Origin of the sequence: Proteus sp. G2673 (assembly GCF_009915125.1) — a bacterium.
In the GTDB taxonomy this organism is placed as follows: domain Bacteria; phylum Pseudomonadota; class Gammaproteobacteria; order Enterobacterales; family Enterobacteriaceae; genus Proteus; species Proteus penneri.
On record NZ_JAABLT010000022.1, the window covers coordinates 108227 to 125248 of the forward strand.

Annotated in this window: 24 protein-coding genes; 13 read left to right on the top strand and 11 right to left on the bottom strand. The window is 37.8% G+C overall.

All coding sequences use genetic code 11. The features are described 5' to 3' along the window. The first annotated feature begins 11 nt into the window (after positions 1–11). From lepB to acpS, 6 genes are all read left to right on the top strand, one after another. Positions 12–983, top strand: coding sequence for a signal peptidase I (gene lepB, locus GWI59_RS12805; protein ID WP_006533568.1), 972 nt, complete (start codon positions 12–14; stop codon positions 981–983). A gap of 194 nt (positions 984–1177) precedes the next feature. Next, positions 1178–1858 carry a ribonuclease III gene (gene rnc / locus GWI59_RS12810; RefSeq protein WP_072063260.1) on the top strand — a complete coding sequence of 227 codons (681 nt, stop codon included), beginning with the start codon at positions 1178–1180 and terminating at the stop codon, positions 1856–1858. Further along, a complete protein-coding gene (gene era, locus GWI59_RS12815; protein ID WP_072063259.1) occupies positions 1855–2763 on the top strand; it encodes a GTPase Era in 909 nt (302 codons plus the stop codon). The genes rnc and era overlap by 4 nt, the downstream gene beginning before the upstream one ends. 9 nt (positions 2764–2772) lie before the next feature. Beyond that, positions 2773–3510, top strand: coding sequence for a DNA repair protein RecO (gene recO, locus GWI59_RS12820; protein WP_006533564.1), 738 nt, complete (start codon positions 2773–2775; stop codon positions 3508–3510). Positions 3511–3582: 72 nt separating this feature from the next. After that, positions 3583–4314 carry a pyridoxine 5'-phosphate synthase gene (gene pdxJ / locus GWI59_RS12825; RefSeq protein ID WP_006533563.1) on the top strand — a complete coding sequence of 244 codons (732 nt, stop codon included), beginning with the start codon at positions 3583–3585 and terminating at the stop codon, positions 4312–4314. After that, positions 4314–4694 (top strand): holo-ACP synthase, encoded by a 381-nt coding sequence (gene acpS, locus GWI59_RS12830; protein WP_072063257.1) that lies wholly within the window; start codon positions 4314–4316, stop codon positions 4692–4694. The genes pdxJ and acpS overlap by 1 nt, the downstream gene beginning before the upstream one ends. 40 nt (positions 4695–4734) lie before the next feature. Here the strand turns inward: acpS and GWI59_RS12835 are convergent, their stop codons facing one another. Next, a complete protein-coding gene (locus tag GWI59_RS12835; RefSeq protein ID WP_161706902.1) occupies positions 4735–4995 on the bottom strand; it encodes a YfhL family 4Fe-4S dicluster ferredoxin in 261 nt (86 codons plus the stop codon). A gap of 216 nt (positions 4996–5211) precedes the next feature. Between GWI59_RS12835 and GWI59_RS12840 the strand changes: the two genes are divergently transcribed. Then, the gene (locus GWI59_RS12840) at positions 5212–6612 is read left to right on the top strand and encodes a tyrosine-type recombinase/integrase (protein WP_004250508.1); all 1401 of its coding nucleotides are present in this window, start codon (positions 5212–5214) and stop codon (positions 6610–6612) included. Here the strand turns inward: GWI59_RS12840 and GWI59_RS12845 are convergent. The 10 genes from GWI59_RS12845 to GWI59_RS12885 all read right to left on the bottom strand — a co-directional run bounded on the left by GWI59_RS12845 (position 6609) and on the right by GWI59_RS12885 (position 13163). Further along, positions 6609–6884: a hypothetical protein gene (locus GWI59_RS12845; protein ID WP_006533557.1), complete on the bottom strand. Its 276-nt coding sequence runs from the start codon at positions 6882–6884 to the stop codon at positions 6609–6611. The genes GWI59_RS12840 and GWI59_RS12845 overlap by 4 nt on opposite strands. 414 nt (positions 6885–7298) lie before the next feature. After that, positions 7299–7469, bottom strand: coding sequence for a hypothetical protein (locus GWI59_RS17450; RefSeq protein ID WP_202608845.1), 171 nt, complete (start codon positions 7467–7469; stop codon positions 7299–7301). Between the two features lie 28 nt (positions 7470–7497). Beyond that, positions 7498–7677, bottom strand: a complete 180-nt coding sequence (locus GWI59_RS12850; RefSeq protein WP_004250516.1) for a hypothetical protein — start codon at positions 7675–7677, stop codon at positions 7498–7500. Between the two features lie 47 nt (positions 7678–7724). Next, complete coding sequence (locus GWI59_RS12855; protein ID WP_103004851.1) at positions 7725–8225, bottom strand: siphovirus Gp157 family protein; 501 nt, start codon at positions 8223–8225, stop codon at positions 7725–7727. Next, positions 8225–10192 (bottom strand): hypothetical protein, encoded by a 1968-nt coding sequence (locus tag GWI59_RS12860; RefSeq protein ID WP_161724820.1) that lies wholly within the window; start codon positions 10190–10192, stop codon positions 8225–8227. The genes GWI59_RS12855 and GWI59_RS12860 overlap by 1 nt, the downstream gene beginning before the upstream one ends. A 12-nt stretch (positions 10193–10204) precedes the next feature. Further along, the gene (locus GWI59_RS12865; protein WP_049213719.1) at positions 10205–10489 is read right to left on the bottom strand and encodes a hypothetical protein; all 285 of its coding nucleotides are present in this window, start codon (positions 10487–10489) and stop codon (positions 10205–10207) included. A gap of 11 nt (positions 10490–10500) precedes the next feature. After that, complete coding sequence (locus tag GWI59_RS12870; protein WP_161724823.1) at positions 10501–10833, bottom strand: hypothetical protein; 333 nt, start codon at positions 10831–10833, stop codon at positions 10501–10503. A gap of 54 nt (positions 10834–10887) precedes the next feature. Next, positions 10888–11106 (bottom strand): hypothetical protein, encoded by a 219-nt coding sequence (locus tag GWI59_RS12875; RefSeq protein ID WP_161724826.1) that lies wholly within the window; start codon positions 11104–11106, stop codon positions 10888–10890. Between the two features lie 562 nt (positions 11107–11668). Further along, positions 11669–12451: a DUF4236 domain-containing protein gene (locus GWI59_RS12880; protein ID WP_161724829.1), complete on the bottom strand. Its 783-nt coding sequence runs from the start codon at positions 12449–12451 to the stop codon at positions 11669–11671. Positions 12452–12509: 58 nt separating this feature from the next. Next, positions 12510–13163: a LexA family protein gene (locus GWI59_RS12885; protein ID WP_080047788.1), complete on the bottom strand. Its 654-nt coding sequence runs from the start codon at positions 13161–13163 to the stop codon at positions 12510–12512. An 81-nt stretch (positions 13164–13244) separates the two neighbouring features. On the opposite strand from GWI59_RS12885, the gene GWI59_RS12890 reads away from it, so the two are divergent. The 6 genes from GWI59_RS12890 to GWI59_RS12915 all read left to right on the top strand — a co-directional run bounded on the left by GWI59_RS12890 (position 13245) and on the right by GWI59_RS12915 (position 17012). Then, positions 13245–13430: a Cro/CI family transcriptional regulator gene (locus GWI59_RS12890; RefSeq protein WP_074924457.1), complete on the top strand. Its 186-nt coding sequence runs from the start codon at positions 13245–13247 to the stop codon at positions 13428–13430. A gap of 79 nt (positions 13431–13509) precedes the next feature. Further along, entirely contained in the window at positions 13510–13965 is a 456-nt protein-coding gene (locus GWI59_RS12895; RefSeq protein ID WP_036895397.1) for a toxin YdaT family protein, read from the top strand. 17 nt (positions 13966–13982) lie between these two features. After that, the gene (locus tag GWI59_RS12900) at positions 13983–14207 is read left to right on the top strand and encodes a hypothetical protein (protein WP_103004846.1); all 225 of its coding nucleotides are present in this window, start codon (positions 13983–13985) and stop codon (positions 14205–14207) included. 1 nt (position 14208) lies between these two features. After that, complete coding sequence (locus GWI59_RS12905; RefSeq protein ID WP_049210198.1) at positions 14209–15060, top strand: helix-turn-helix domain-containing protein; 852 nt, start codon at positions 14209–14211, stop codon at positions 15058–15060. After that, positions 15053–15646 (top strand): ATP-binding protein, encoded by a 594-nt coding sequence (locus tag GWI59_RS12910; protein ID WP_004250537.1) that lies wholly within the window; start codon positions 15053–15055, stop codon positions 15644–15646. Before GWI59_RS12905 ends, GWI59_RS12910 begins: the two co-directional genes overlap by 8 nt. Next, complete coding sequence (locus GWI59_RS12915) at positions 15639–17012, top strand: replicative DNA helicase (RefSeq protein ID WP_004250539.1); 1374 nt, start codon at positions 15639–15641, stop codon at positions 17010–17012. The genes GWI59_RS12910 and GWI59_RS12915 overlap by 8 nt, the downstream gene beginning before the upstream one ends. Positions 17013–17022: the final 10 nt, after the last annotated feature.

Below are 17022 nucleotides of genomic sequence, written 5' to 3' on the forward strand. Positions count from 1 at the left end.
AAGGAGAAAACATGGCTAACACGTTTGCCTTGATCCTAACGCTGGCAACGCTAATAACAGGCGTTTTTTGGGGAATTGAGCGCTTTAAGCTCAAGCCAGCCCGAAAAGCAAAACTAAAGCGTCTTCAAGAGATGACGCAAGGGTCCGAGGATCAGCAAGAGTTAGCAAAATCAATTAATAAACCAAGCTGGGCAGAGACATTAGGCTCCTTATTCCCAGTTTTGATTATTGTTTTGGTTCTGCGTTCATTTGTGTATGAGCCGTTTCAAATACCTTCTCGCTCCATGATGCCAACCTTGTTAGTTGGCGATTTTATCTTGGTTGAAAAGTTTGCTTATGGATTAAAAGATCCAATTACGCAAACCACATTAATTAATACAGGGAAGCCAAAACGAGGTGATATCGCAGTATTTAAGTATCCTCGTGATCCTTCTACTGACTTTATTAAACGTGTTATAGGATTGCCAGGTGATAAAATTGTTTATGATATGATGTCGAAAAAACTTCATATCTATCCAAATTGTGATAAAGCCATTTGTAATGACGAAATATCAGTAACTTATGGTACTGCGTACCCAAGTGAATGGACGCTATTATTACAAAATGTACCAGGTGGCCAGCGTATTAATGGTATGAAATCCATTCCAATTGAGGAGCCTATTTCAACAGCAACTCAATTACGTGAAGAGGAAAGGGTAGAAACTATTGATAAAGTCTCTCACCGTATTATGACAATACCGGGTGATATGACAATGCCCGAGTTTATCCAACCAGGATTACCAGTCGGTACGTGGATTGTTCCTGAAGGTCATTACTTCATGATGGGGGATAATCGAGACGGTAGTTCAGATAGTCGCTTCTGGGGCTTTGTTCCAGAGAAAAACTTAGTCGGTAAAGCAACAACAATCTGGATGAGCTTCGAAAAAGTAGAGAATGAATGGCCAACTGGTGTTCGTCTCAGTCGTATCGGTGGCATTAAGTAACTATTGACAAAATAGCTACAGCATTCCTTTCTATCTCAGTGTAGAATATGCCACTTCTTTAATATGATTGGCTCCTGTTATTCACAGGAGCCAGTGCAAACGCAACAGTTCTGTTATCCAACCCGGTAATATCTCGTTGTCTTAAACAGATTTGTTGCGTGTGCTTCAAATTAAGTTATGGAAATTGATCGCACATGAATACTTTATTAGTAAACCAGTTACAAAAAAAACTGGGCTATACTTTTACGCAAAATGAATTATTACTACAGGCTTTAACGCATCGTAGTGCCAGCAGTAAACATAATGAACGTTTAGAATTTTTAGGTGATTCAATTCTAAGCTATGTGATTGCTAACGCACTCTATCATCGATTCCCTCGTGTTGATGAAGGGGATATGAGTCGAATGAGAGCAACGCTTGTTCGTGGAAACACGCTCGCTGAATTAGCGCGTGAATTTGAACTGGGCGAATGTCTACGTTTAGGCCCTGGGGAATTAAAAAGCGGCGGTTTTCGTCGTGAATCAATTTTAGCGGATACGGTGGAAGCTTTAATTGGTGCAATTTTCCTTGATAGTGATATTCAAAATATCGAAAAAATCATTTTAAACTGGTATGAAAATCGTTTGGCTGAAATCAGTCCAGGCGATAAGCAAAAAGATCCTAAAACTCGTTTGCAAGAATATCTGCAAGGCCGTCACTTACCATTACCTTCTTATAATGTGGTACAGGTTCGTGGTGAAGCCCATGATCAAGAGTTTACGATCCATTGTCAGATAAGCGGTATCGAACAACCTGTCAAAGGGATGGGTACGAGTCGTCGTAAAGCTGAACAGGCCGCTGCTGAACAGGCATTAATACAACTGGAGCTTGAATGAGCGAAGAACAAACCTATTGCGGATTTATTGCGATAGTCGGTCGCCCAAATGTGGGAAAATCAACACTACTGAACCAATTACTGGGGCAGAAAGTTTCTATTACATCACGTAAACCGCAAACTACGCGCCATCGTATTATGGGTATTGATACAGATGGTGCTTACCAAGCAATTTATGTGGATACACCAGGTTTGCATATTGAAGAAAAGCGAGCCATCAACAGACTAATGAACCGCGCAGCAAGCAGCTCGATTGGTGATGTTGAATTAGTTATTTTCGTTGTTGAGGGCACCAACTGGACGCCTGACGACGAAATGGTATTGAACAAATTAAAATCATTACGTTGCCCTGTTTTATTAGCAATTAATAAAGTGGATAACGTGATTGATAAAACCAAGTTACTTCCACACATTGGTTTTTTAAGCCAACAAATGGATTTTCTTGATGTCGTACCAATCAGTGCTGAAAAAGACATGAATGTCGATACGATAGCCAAAATCGTGCGTAATTGTTTACCAGAAGCTACGCATCATTTCCCAGAAGATTATATTACTGATCGCTCTCAGCGCTTTATGGCTTCAGAAATTATTCGTGAGAAATTGATGCGCTTTTTGGGTGAAGAATTACCTTATTCTGTCACTGTTGAAATTGAGCAATTTGTTACCAATGAGCGTGGTGGTTATGATATCCACGGATTAATTCTGGTTGAGCGTGAAGGCCAGAAGAAAATGGTTATTGGTAATAAAGGTGCGAAAATCAAGAAAATTGGCACTGAAGCCCGTATGGATATGGAAGACTTATTTGAAAACAAAGTTCACTTAGAACTTTGGGTGAAAGTCAAAGCTGGCTGGGCTGATGATGAGCGTGCTTTACGTAGTCTCGGCTATGTGGACGATTTAAAGTAGGTAACTAAAGTGGATGGCTGGCAACGTGCATTCGTTATCCATGCTCGACCTTACAGTGAAACAAGTTTATTACTCGATTTTTTCACTGAAAATGAAGGGCGAGTACGCATCTTGTCAAAAGGTGCGCGAGGCCGTCGTTCACCCTTAAAAGGGGCGCTACAACCTTTTACTCCTCTGCTCATTCGTTGGAGTGGGCGAGGAGAAATAAAAACACTTCGTGATGCTGAACCTATCTCTTTAGCATTACCACTGACAGGCTCTGTACTATACAGTGGCTTGTATCTTAATGAGTTATTGTCTCGGGTTTTAGAAAATGGTACGTCTTACAGTGTACTTTTTTTTGAATACCTCTCCTGCTTGCAAATTCTTGCTGCTAGCGAAACCACACCCGAAGCCGCACTAAGACGCTTTGAACTTGCGTTATTAACACAGCTTGGCTATGGCTTAGATTTTCTGCATTGTGCCGGAAGTGGAGAGCCTGTTTCCGATTCAATGACCTATCGTTATCGGGAAGAAAAAGGTTTTATTGCGAGTTTGGTGGTTGATCATAATAGTTTTACTGGATTTGAATTAAAATCCTTAGCTAGTCGAGAATTTCCTACTGTTGAAACATTAAAAGCGGCAAAAAGGTTTACTCGAATGGCATTGAAGCCTTACTTAGGCGGAAAACCATTAAAAAGTAGAGAACTTTTTAGACAATTTGCCATTAAAAAATCCCCAAAGGAAAAAGCATTGAAGGCAGAATAGTAATATTGTCTTTTTCTTCTCAATGGAATGTGTAAACTAAGGTAATGCAACGTTATTTTTCAGGAGAAGAGCATGTCTGATATTCTACTTGGTGTTAATATTGACCATATCGCCACCCTTCGTAATGCCCGAGGCACAACGTATCCCGATCCTGTTCAAGCGGCTTTTATTGCAGAACAAGCTGGTGCTGATGGTATTACTATTCATTTACGTGAAGATAGACGTCATATCACTGATCGCGATTTAATGCTGATAAGCCAAACAGTGCAGACAAGATTAAATCTGGAAATGGCAGTCACTGAAGAGATGATCGAGATAGCTTGTCAAACTCAGCCCGATTTTTGCTGTTTAGTACCTGAAAAACGCCAAGAAGTGACAACAGAAGGTGGTTTAGATGTTGTTGGCAATGAAGCAAAAGTTGCTGATGCCATTAAACGCTTATCTTTAGCAGGTATCAAAGTTTCTCTGTTTATTGATCCTGACCATGAACAAATTAATGCAGCCGACCGTGTTGGCGCGCCTTTTATTGAGATCCACACTGGTGCTTATGCTGACGCTGAAGATGAAATGGCTCAAGAAAAAGAGTTTATGCGTATACGTGATGCAGTGACTTATGCCGCATCTAAAGGCTTAAAAGTGAATGCAGGACATGGCTTGCATTACCACAATGTACAACGTATTGCTGCATTACCTGAACTTTATGAACTGAATATTGGCCATGCAATTATTGGTAGAGCCGTATTTAGTGGATTAGCACCAGCGGTTGAAGAAATGAAACGCTTAATGCGAGAAGCGCGTCGTTAATGGCTATTGTTGGCTTAGGTATGGATATCGTCGAGATATCACGCATTGAAGATATTATAGGGCGTTCTGGTGAACGCCTTGCTCGTCGCATCCTTACTGAAACGGAATGGGAAATCTATCAAACCCATAAACAGCCAATTCGCTTTTTAGCTAAGCGGTTTGCAGTAAAAGAGGCCGCGGCAAAAGCATTAGGAACAGGTATCCGTTTAGGATTGGCTTTTAATCATTTTGAAGTGCGTAATGATGAGTTAGGTAAACCCACATTGCATTTTTTAGCAGTTGCAAAAGAGATGGCAGAGAAAGCGGGGATAAACTCTGTTCACGTAACACTTGCTGATGAACAGCGTTATGCTTGTGCGACAGTTATTTTAGAAAAATAGCTCTCTTAGATTTATCACCCACAAAATCATCGATTAAGATTTAGATCTTATCTGCGTGGTGGATCAACACAAATTTTTCCCATAATTCATCTTGAGATTCAATATGAGTAGGATCAGTGATGATCGTATTGGTAATCGGACAAACCGATTGGCAAGTTGGTTTATCGTAATGTCCTACACATTCAGTGCAAAGATCAGGATTAATTTCATAAATATCATCCCCCATTGAAATAGCATCATTTGGGCACTCTGGTTCACACATATCGCAGTTGATACAGCGTTTTGTAATTAATAAAGACATATCAATAATTTACATTTAATTAAGTTAATAATCAGTAACTTATATCTTGCACCTATTAGTTACTATCGTCTGTTACTTGTGTTTTTATACAGTATGATTTACATTGAGTAACTCAAATCCGTAACACAAAACCGCAACACATACTGTTTTTACTGCTCTTAAAATACCTAATGTGTGAGCTTTAAGTTTAATGTGTTGAAATAACGGAGTATTTCAATGTCAAATATAGCAACACAAAAGCAAAAAACACCAGATAATGATGAATATACAGACGCTCTTAGTCGTTGGGAGTCGTGTAAGCCACCTTACACAAGTACACACATAAGAATCTGTGTTACTGCCGTCAAAACCATTTTAAAGCATATCAATAAACCACGTCGCTCTAAATATGAAAAAGAGCACTACTTGCGTATTGATTTTAGTAAGGCGGGTAAGGTTACCATATACGCGGAATATCCTAAACACATGGATATAAAAGGCCAGAAATTAGGGGAATGGCCAGAACTATCATTACCGATAGCAAGAGAGAAAGCGAAAGCATTAGCTGAAGAAGGGCTAAGAGCTGAATCTGTTCATCAACTATTAGATCTTTATGAAAAAGATTTAGCAGGGAAAGTCGAACGCTCAAAGTTAAGTGAAAATAGTTTTTATACTTATCGTTGCAGAGTAAAACAACTGAAGCTGACGTTCGGATCGCGTGAAGTTTTTAGTGATGTGAAATACTCACGATTAATAGAAATATTGGATAATTGGATACAAACAAAATCAAATAATCATGCATTAGAGTTATTTGCTGAGATGCGCCGATTTTGGAAATATGCATCCCCCATTTATTCTAATGGAAGAAATATTGCGTCGAGCATTCCTGATGATTATGTGTCGTCACGGGTGCAGAAACCCATGCCAACGAAACGATATACTGATATTGAGTCTATTGCCACTTTATGGATGAACGTTGCTTCAAGCACCTCTGTGCATCAAAAAAATGCAGTTAGATATATGATCCTCACCGGAGTTAGACCAATCAATGTTGTCAATTTAAAGTGGGAATATGTTGATTTAGATAACTTAGAAATAACTTATCCAGCTGGTTTAATTGGTATGCGTGGTGCAATGAAAACTCAAAAAGAGTTTAGAGTGCCAATTACAAAGGCAATGAAAAGCTTACTCGAGGAACAATTAGCTTGGAAAAATTCCACTGTTAATTGCAATAAAGAATATGTTTTCCTACAACCTAGAGATCCACAATTAGCGTTTTCTAAACGTTCATTGGATAAATTAGTTAAAACATATAGCCCTGAAGGGGCGGTGAAGGGTGTAGTGCATGAGGGAACGGTGAAGGGAAAGTCCGGAGCATTTAATACTATGTGCCGTAAGTTTTTTAAAAGTAATATAATTGCACAAATGCGTCAAAAAGGCTTTTCACGTTCTGATACTAAAGAAATTAGCATGCTATGTTTACATCACTCTGATAAAAGTGAAGATCCAATGGCTGAACATTATGACTTTTCTGATGAGATACTGCAGGAAGAGATAGCGCTAAAGCGTCAAGCATTTGAGGCACATGAAAATAGTATCTTGACTCAAGTAGCGCTATTACGTCGTAAACTTAGTTAATAAGTGCTTCTACATTTTTCAATAAATGCTTTTATATTTTTGTACTCGTATCGAACAACTTTATTGGTAAATTTGATTGGTGCGAGTATTTTTCTGTGACGATGTCTATTATTCCAATCGCATAATGTTTTAGTGCTAATTCCTCCTAGTTCAATACAAGCCTCTTCAGGAGTTAACATATCATCATCTTCATACTCTTTGTTTTTAACGTTATCTGGGATATTTGTCGTTTCTTTTTTTGTTTTGCGTTCTACGCATACGTCTGTTTTCATTTCGGTCTTGCCTCATCATATTAGATATTAACAAGTCGGCAGTCTGACAAGCATTTTTTATTTCTATATCTGTGCAAGATTTATTTTTTATACTTGATGCAAGCTTGCCTAATTTAATATCAAAATCTGTTAATAATTGAGAACCTGGTTCCCAAGGTGTTAATAATTTCATGGTGGTCACTCATTGGTCTTGAATAAACCACCATGCTAATAACAACGAAAAGTAAAAACTGATTATGCTTAATCAACTTTTTACCCGAATAATTCCCTCCACTGGATAGCACTCTGCAATTTTTCCCTTGGTCGCGAGTACCTCTTTATCAATTAAACAATTTTGTTCATCAGGATACATGTAGCCATAGGGCTCAAACTGACAATTTACCGAACTACATACCAAAAGGAATAAACCAAACATTATTGTTTACTCCTTTGTTGTTCAGTAGGAGTGGGTTGAAGTTCAATTTTGACGTGTGCTGGAAAGTCGTATGAAACATGGCAACGTCTATCTGTTGAAACAAAGCCATGTGTACCATCAGGTAATGTGATCTTTACGGTTTGGTCTTTTTGTTGAGAGTGTCTAAGCATTGGTCTTGCCTCTATGTGACATGTCACATTAATGAATAATAGCTGTATTTATAGGGTGCCCCAGTTGTAGCAATAACGCTTTTTGCATCGATGAAAGTGCTTGCTGTTCTTGCTCTGTGACATTTTTTGTTGATGCCGTAGACCATTCGATACTGCATTTATTGGTTGCTTCATCATGGGTAATAACAACTTCTAACTTCATGGCCATAACGTTTATTTCCTGATAATGCGCCCGATAAAGGGCGCTATTATGAATTAACGAACCATTAATGATCGGTCACCAACTTCTAAGTGAGCACCAGGTATTTCAATTCCGTTTTCAATCGCTTCTTTGATACCTTTTTTATCAGGCGCAGTGATGGTTTGAACATCAACCAACTCATCCGGCAACAAAGCCTCATTGTCGATAATGACTCGAACAACACCAGCTCTAGCAGTGAATGTATTTTTTGTTGTTTTTAATTTATCTAATCCTGAAGCCAATAAGCAGTTAAGAGCATATTTCTTTAGGTTTTTAGCTTGGTTTTCGAATGATTTTTTACGATCAGATAAACGTTTAGATTCCTCATCCAGTGTTTTAGCTTGACCTTCGATATTGCGAACGTGGTGCATAATTGCATCCAATTTATCACCTAACTCGCCCTCGATACCTTCCAACGTATCTGCGATATCTTCAGGGGAGAATTCTCCTGTTTCAACGAGTTGTTGTAATTTTTCGTAATTGGTCGCCAGTGCGATAGCAGTAGTATTGGTCATTAGATTGCCTCTTCTTTCTGTTTCAGTTGGTCTAAACACTCTTTTTCGATTTGGTTTAATCGACGTAAACGGCCGGACAAATATTTCTCGTAATCGTTGTCACGACGTTCTTGAGCTGATTTGATATGTGCAGAAATTTCGCGCGTTAATGTGGATGCAATGCCTCGCAATTCATTCTCAGTAACAGCACTACGCATAACGTCTGTATGTTTAGTAAATTTTTCGTCTAATTCTTTGCGAATACGTGTGATATCTTCAGCTTTTTCACTCGCGTTTTTAATTTCAAACTCAAGTTTATTACTTGCTAAGTATTCAGGATTATCGTGCATTCCCATAAAGACATCAGAGCTAAAGCCAAGCATTGATAGTGCTTTTTTGATTGCATCAGTCAGCGATTTTTTAATAACTTCGCCATCAACTTTAATGCCATAGTTAGTCTGATAACGATAAGGAGTCGCCCCATAACTTTCAAACTCACCGCGGGTTTCACATTCGATGATGTACCAAAAACGGATCTTAATTGAGTGGTTTTGTTCGCAGAATAACGAGCCGTCACCATCCCGCAAAAAACGGGTTGCAACTTGTTTATTACGCTCATCAAGAACTGGTTCTACAAGAGGCTTTCCATCAATAAATTTTTCTTCAAGGACTTCATAACCCCAGCCTTCACCAATAGGACCGAATATTTCAGTCGCACGCATAAACATGTAGGTGCTGTTTATGCTAGTTCCTACAAATCCCATGCCTTCTAACGGTTTAGTAAAGCGAGGGTCTGTACGTTGTACACGCTTCCAAATATTAAGATTATTTGCATCACCTAAGTTAAGAACTTCCTCAAGCACACTCGCGCGTTGCTCAAAATTATCGTGTTGTACTGATGGTGTTTCAGGCTCTTTAGGTTTTTCAGTTTGCTCAATCACTTGAGCTGTTTCTGCCTTAGGCGCTACTTCTTGCTTTTTACGCGAACGTTTAGGCTTAGTTTCTTTCTCAACTATATTTTCTTTGGATACTAAAGATGCATTATCTGTTTGAGTTAACTTAGTAGTAATTTCTTCTTTTTTAGTGTTGTTAGATTTGCTAATGCCCAAATGCAGATCAATAAGTTCTTTTCGCGCATTGGGATTATCTAATAGCTCAGGCTGTTTTTTACTTTCAGCTATTAACGAGAAAATCTTTTCACGTGGTATATCCAAGATGCCAGCTGTTGTGCGTAAATCCATTGACCAGCGTTTCCATGCTTTATTATCGTCATCTATCAGTTCTTTTGCTTTTTTTACTTGAGATGCGAGGACATTATTAGGATCAAAGTCATCTAACAGTGCTAAGGCGATTTCAGTATCTATTGTTGAATAGTTACGTTTGATAGAAGATGTTTCTTCTTGTGGTTGTTCTGGTTCTTCTGTTAGCCAACTTTCACCTAGTGATTTAGCTTCTTCAACGGTGACATCTTCATTAGCAAACTCATAGATAGCCTGTGCTATTTCCATCGTTTGCTCAGCATCCATCAAAGATAATTTTGTTATTTCAGCAAGGCCTGTGGCGATATTACAAATTTTTGGATCTTCTGTGCCAGCAAGATATTTCAATGTAAAAGAGAACTCTTTGTTTGTTATTTGAGTCTTTCCAAATAATAACAGACTAGCGATACGAGGTTTTGTGGCCAGCTTTTTAAATTCTCTATATTCGATAGGTTTCCATTGAGTACCATCATACTCATTTTCAACAGCAAATTTTTCATCGAAAGCATCTAAAGTAGGGCATGCAGAACCGTCAAGATGCTCGCTAATTAACGGCTCATCAGTATTAAAGTTATCCATAGCTTCTGGATATGTTTCAGACAATTTTACTACTGCAGTCGCTGTTGCCAGTTTTGTATTAGCGGTGTTTAACGCTATTGCTAACGGTACAGCACCGTTGTTTGTACGAGCCTCGGTCGTAGGCTCAAATACACAGATAAAAGTTTTCATTGGTCTTGCCTCTTATAAAATTCCTTTGCGATAATCTTTTTCTAACAAAGTTTCTTTACTACAAACTTCGATAGAGCCTTTCAATAATTCTTGGTTAGCTTTACCAATAGGATTATCAGGTCGAATATCTAACCCTTTTAATGGACGAGACATTGAATCGTATTGACTAATAATCTCTTGGCGTTTTCTATCAACACGAGCAATAACTTCGTCAAAGTGCTCTCCACAAGAAATGAATCCGCGATACTCATACGCTTCATATTCATCTATCTCTTTTTTACACAATGAACATTTCATGAAATTACCTCCTAATAAGGGATTTCTTCGTCAGTTTTTGAAATGGGTTTGCCTTCCAAGCAGAGAAGCATTTGGATTTGATCTTCTAACAAGCTTGATTTCACTTGGGCATCAGCAAGAATTTTTTCTTGCTCATTGCGTAGAAAATCAATTTCAGCGTGAATGAGATCAGTTTGAGTTGGCTCTTTAAAAGGAACATCAACAGTGTGTTCTGCAATAACAAAACCTAGCCCATCATTAGGATCTGCTTTAAATGCGTAGGCGTTATATTGGTAAGAACCATCGAACTGTTTTTGAGCATGAATATAGAGTGTGACGGTTAGGCTTTCAGGTTGTGCTTTCATAGCAACTCCTTTAAAATAACTGCGATCAGTGATTTATCATTGGTCTTGCCTCTTCTAGCGTTTGGTCGCGCTAGTAGAACTCTCGGTTAGCTTTGGTCGGCGACCCGAGGTAAAGGAACCCACTTCGGTGGGTTTTTTTACATCTTCATCAAACTCAAGAGTTGCAATTTTATTGTCGGCACAACAGTGAAATACTGTTTCTGGGAAAAGATTGAAAAGGCTTAAAACAATATCCAACTTGATGTTTTTCATTTTGTTTTTACCTATATACATAATATGTCTCCTGTCATTTATGATATTTCCAGTTTAATTTTGGTGATTGGTGGTAGGTGCTTATCTCCTACTTTCGGTCTTGTTGTGCAAGTATCCGCGTGGGTTAAGTGTCCACTGCTAATCAGCCTTAGCATTCACCAATCCCAAAATTATTAAGTTGCTCGTCTTTCCGAGCTGTCAGGTTTTGCCTTGTCGCTTTGGTCGGTAACTAATTAAATTCCCTGGTACTGCTAAAAAATTTGCCGTTATGCCGTGGTAATCATGACAGGTCGCGATGAGAGCTGTCATGATTACCACGGCATAACAGCAAAACTAAATCTGAACACTTACCTAAACACTTGCTGTGTTGTTTGTCTTGCTTGTAATTTAAGATAACTTAAATGCTTTGTCAATAAAATTTAAAGTTATCTTAAAATGCTGGGTTTCTGTTTATGAATGCATGATTTTTATACTACATATATTATGGTATTAATAAGTCATGTTAATACAATGTAATATAAGGGAATTTTTTGGGGGGGAAGATATCAAAGCCCTTTATATTAAGGGCCTATGCCATGCGTGGTTATTTTTCTTTATTTAATACCATAAAAGTTATAATTAAAGCCCATGAAAAGCTAATTACTTTAAACCATAAGGGGTATTTTTTTTGTAGAGAAAACCAGCAGAAAATCATAGGGAAGAAAAATGTAAATATGAATAGAAATATAAATTTTATCGTAAAAAATTGTTTTTCTTTAATAGCTTGATTCTCTGCTTTTTCTTTTTCTTGTTGCTCAGTTATACGTTTCTCAATCATCTTCTCTATTTGATGTTTTTCTGACTCCCAATTGGGATGATTAGAATCAAGCCATCTTTTTATTTCGAAAACAAATTTTGAAATTTTATTTTTTGCTCTTTGCCCTGTATCGCCTGAAAATTCAACCTCTGAAATAGCACGATTAAAAGATAGTTCAAGAGTGTTGAACTTGTTAATTAATTCATTATCAATGGATATATTTTCAATGGCAACGTCATCACTGTAAATATCAACACCATTGATACTCAAAAAACATAATTTCATTAATTGAACATCATCTTTAGAGTCTTTAATAAAACATTCAAAATCAATCTGTTGTTGTTCAGATTTTGTTAGTTTATTACTAGTCTTTTGTTTTTTAGTTGAGCCAGTTAATTTACTTCTGTATGAAAGACCTGTTCCAGGAATACCTAAATTAGAATGAATTCCATTTTTTCCTATATTAAGGCTAGCCCCTTTTTTCCCTATAGAAATACTACTAATTCCATTTTTTCCTATATTAACTTTTACCCCTGCAATTTTTATTGTTTTTTTAAATCGAAATGCCATTTTAGTACTCCGTATGATAACATTTAGTCAATACAATGTAATAGTTAACCGTATTGTTTTATGGTAGTTTTTTTATTTTAGCATCTACGACAACACCAACTATTCGACAGTTACCATTGATTGATATCATTCTATATTGAGGGTTTAATGGCTTTAAATAATGATGACCAGCATCAATAATATACTGTTTAAATGTGGTTTCGTTTTCACTTTCTAATTTAGCTACTACAAGTTTACCATTTGTTGGTTCTACATTTGGATCTACGAGAATAATCATTCCTTCTGGGATGCTTAATCCAGATGATGAGGTCATTGAGTCCCCCACAACATCTAGCCAAAAGGAATCATTTGAGCAAGATACGGTTGTTTCATACATTTCATCAATATTACATCTATCGTATGGTTCCAATGCTTCAGTCCAAGCTCCAGCCATGACTCTACTGATAAGAGGGTATTTACCTTTTGAATGATGAATTCTCGGGGACTCAATATTGCTTGAATTTTCTTCTTTTCCTTTGAGTATAAATTCAGGTGTACATCCTAAGGCATCAGCAAGAGAGAATAAATTATTACCTGTGGGTTCAGTTTCTTCCTTTTCCCATTGAGAAATCGCAACATGGGAAACTCCCACCTTCGCTGAAAGTGCTTTTTGAGTTAGTCCCAATTCTTTTCTGCGCAATCTAATGCGCTCACCAATCGATGTTTTTATCATAATTAAGTTATCTTAAATCTTCTTGACTTAAGTTTCCTTTAATTGAATACTTAAATAAACTTAAAAAAAGGAGTCCCCAAAATGGTCAAAGAGGATGTTATTAAATACTTCGGTTCCCAAAGATCTGTAGCAGAAAAACTTAACATTTCTGATGCTGCGGTACATTATTGGAAAAATATTATTCCAGAAAAGGCCGCATTAAAGCTTTCTCGAATCACTGATGGAAAGTTGAAATATCGACCTGAACTATATAGTAAGGTGGAGTAATTAATTTCCATTAACTATATATGTTCATCGTTAAAAAAACTGATTCTAAATAATCAATTTTGCGACAGGAGACGCATAGATGAATTTTGATATCAACATTATCAGAGCTGAAATTGAGGACTGGGCTGTAGAACAAGGGCAAGAACATGTTGCTATTGAGATTAGCCGAGCTTACTTACGATTAGTGATTAATCAAGAACATGGTCGATTACATGCCATTGAGGATCAAGCGGGTAAGGCAGACTGGAAAGCAATCAATAATAACCGGCAACAGATATTCCGTTGGTTACGTGGTGATTCTCGCGCATCTCAAAGAAAAATTGCTGAGTTAATGCCAGCGATTGAAATGGCTCTACCGGCGTCGAGGTTAGCTCGAGTACGTGGAGACACCAAAAACTATTTAGCAACTGTAGCCATTCAGCGTTTTGCTGATGCTATGACTGAAATCTTATTAGAGGGTCGTGACATGTCACACCAAATAAACAATGTAGTACGTGCACTAAATGAGATATCACGCCCGACCAGCGTGCATTAATTCAAGAGGCAAGACCAATGATTAGATCAACTGAAAAAATCACATACCGTAATGGGTTTATGCTGAATGATAAACCTGCCCATATATCAGAAATTAGGGATATTTTTGAGGGTAGACGTGTTATTGCGCTGTTAGTTTGGGAACAGTATGAAAAGCAAAAACAAAAATTACTGTCAAAGAATTTAACCCCTGAGCAGTACCAAAATGCTTGCCGTAATATAGCTAAAGCACTGGGGGTGTGAAATGAGTAATAAATTAACCGGCTATGTGTGGGATGCATGTGCTGTTTCAGGTGTTAAGGGTACCAAGTTAATGATCATGGTACGCCTAGCCGATTATTCGAGCGATGAAGGGGTTGCTTATCCCAGTGTTGAAACCATCAGTCGTCAAATTGGTGCGGGAATTAGCACAATTCGCAATGCATGTAATGAACTTGAGCGTGATGGTTGGTTAGTTAAAAAGCAACGTAGAAATGGCAATCGTAATGCTTCAAATTTATATTTTTTAAATGTCGATAAATTGGAAAAAATCGCATTAGAAGAGAACGCCAAATTAAGAAAACAACGTGAAAAACTATCAAATTTTCACCGTCCAGATTCTGACCGTTCAGATTCTGACCGTACAGAAAACAGTAAAAATGTACGTTTTGACCCTCCAGAATCTGGCGTTCAAGGTGGTTTTCACCCTCCAGAATCTGGAGGCGATCCACAAGTAAATTCAAAACATGATCCACAAGTAAATTCAAAACATGATCCACAAGAATTACTCGAGGGGAAAAAATCGAAAAATAAATTCGATCCGAAATTGGCTAAACCGTCAAATGTGAGTGATGAGGTTTGGCAGGATTGGATTAACTTCAGGAAAGAAATTAAAAAACCGCTGACAGAAACCATGTGCAAGCAACAAGCAAAAAAATTATCGCTTTGCACCGATGCCAACGCTGTGATTTGTAATTCAATTGCCAATGGTTGGCAGGGGCTATTTCCTGAAAGATCCGTAGTACAAACTCAAAAAGTAAATTCTCACACCGGGTTTAGCGAAAAAGATTACCAGTCTCAAGATCCGCATTGGTTTGTGGGAGGTGGAAATGTCTGAACAAAATTTACTAACTGCGGTGAATATTCCACCTCGCTTTGCTAATGCGACATTTGAATCATTTGTAGCCTCAACGCCAACAGCAAAACATAATTTAAAAATTTGTCAGCAGTATGTTGAAACTTGGGGTGACCGAAAAAACGCAGGAGAGGGGCTTGTACTGTGTGGAACACCCGGAACTGGTAAAACACACCTTGCAGTATCAATCGCCCGTCAGATTGCCGGAGAATTGCAAGAAACGGTATTCATTACCACAGCCTCACGTATCATTCGCGCTTTTCGAAGAACATGGGCTGGAAATTCAGAATTCAGTGAACTTGATGTACTTGAAAAATATTGCACGCCTGATTTGTTAATTATTGATGAAATTGGTGTCCAGTATGGCACTGATTCTGAACGTAATATCCTATTTGAGGTGATTAATGATCGCTACGAAGATTTGTTACCTACGATTTTGGTAAGCAACCTACCTGTTGTTGACTTACAAAAAATGCTCGGTGAACGAGTTGTGGACAGATTATTACAGGGGGGAACGGTATTAACGTTTAACTGGCCAACATATCGTAGAGGTAATCATTATGCATGAGAAAGAATTAGAACATGCGGTGATTAGTGGTTTGTTAGCTGGTGGTGCTAGTCAAGATGCATATGAGGTATTAGCCACATTACCTGAAGAAGCCTTTAGTTCTAGATATTTTCGTAATGTCTACAAAGAAATTAAAAAACAAGCGCTAGCAAGTTCTTTAATAGATCCCTTTTTTATTGCTGATGCGCTAGGTGAAAAAGGCGATTTAGCAAATTTACTTGAGCTATCTAAAACACCTATTTGGACAGCAAATTTAAAAGGCTATGCCTCAAAAGTTTATAGTTATTATCGTGTTAGAGAAGTAATTCAATTAATTTCCAAGTATCAAAATGATATTACTACTGCAAATAATCATGAACAAGCTGAAGAATTTATTCATCAATTTGCAACCCAAATTGGCCAGCTGACAATTGGTAATCAGAACCTACTTCCTGTGCATTTAAATACACTACTTGAAGGATATGTAGATGTTTTAGAACGAAGAAACAAAGGGGAAGATGCTGTTGGGATGATAAAAAGTGGTATTGAAGCTTTAGATGACAAAATTGGAGGCTTTAATCCAACAGACTTAGTTTTTATTGGCGGTCGTCCGGGGATGGGAAAAACAGAGCTTGCACTAACGATGACTGAGGGAATGACCAGAGATGGAGGCGGTGCATTATTCTTCTCGATGGAAATGTCCAATCAGCAAATTACTGAGCGTCTAGTTGCAGGTTCTGCTCAACTACCAATATCAACATTGAGACATCGTGGGCGATTGGATGATGAAGGATGGGGGCGTTTAAGTTCAGCACTAGGCCATTTAATGGATAGAGATATTCATATCATCGATGCGAGTAATCTAACTATTGAACAAATATGTGCAATCAGTGAAAACCACAAACGTAAATATCCAAATTTGAAAGGAATTTTTGTTGATTATTTAGGGTTAATTAAAAAACCTAAAGCAGAACGTAATGATTTAGCAATTGCGAAAATATCTGCATCTTTAAAAGGATTAGCAAAGAGGTTACACACGCCAACTATTGCGTTAAGCCAGCTATCTCGTGATGTTGATAAAAGACCTATTAATCAACGCCGTCCTGTTTCTGCTGATTTACGCGATTCTGGTAGTTTAGAGCAAGACGCTGACTTAATTTTATTTACCTATAGGGAGGCCGTATATAACCCCAATAGCCCTGCGAAAAATTATGCCGAGATCATTATTGATAAATTTAGACACGGAGAAACCGGCACAGTCTATCAAGAATTTAAGAATGGCCACTATCTGCCTACCGACCAAATTACAGCGTCAGAAGTGTCCAAAATGCAACAACAATCACAGCAAAACGATAAAAGACGTCGTTACGCAGAAAAAGCATTTTAGTTAAAACAGA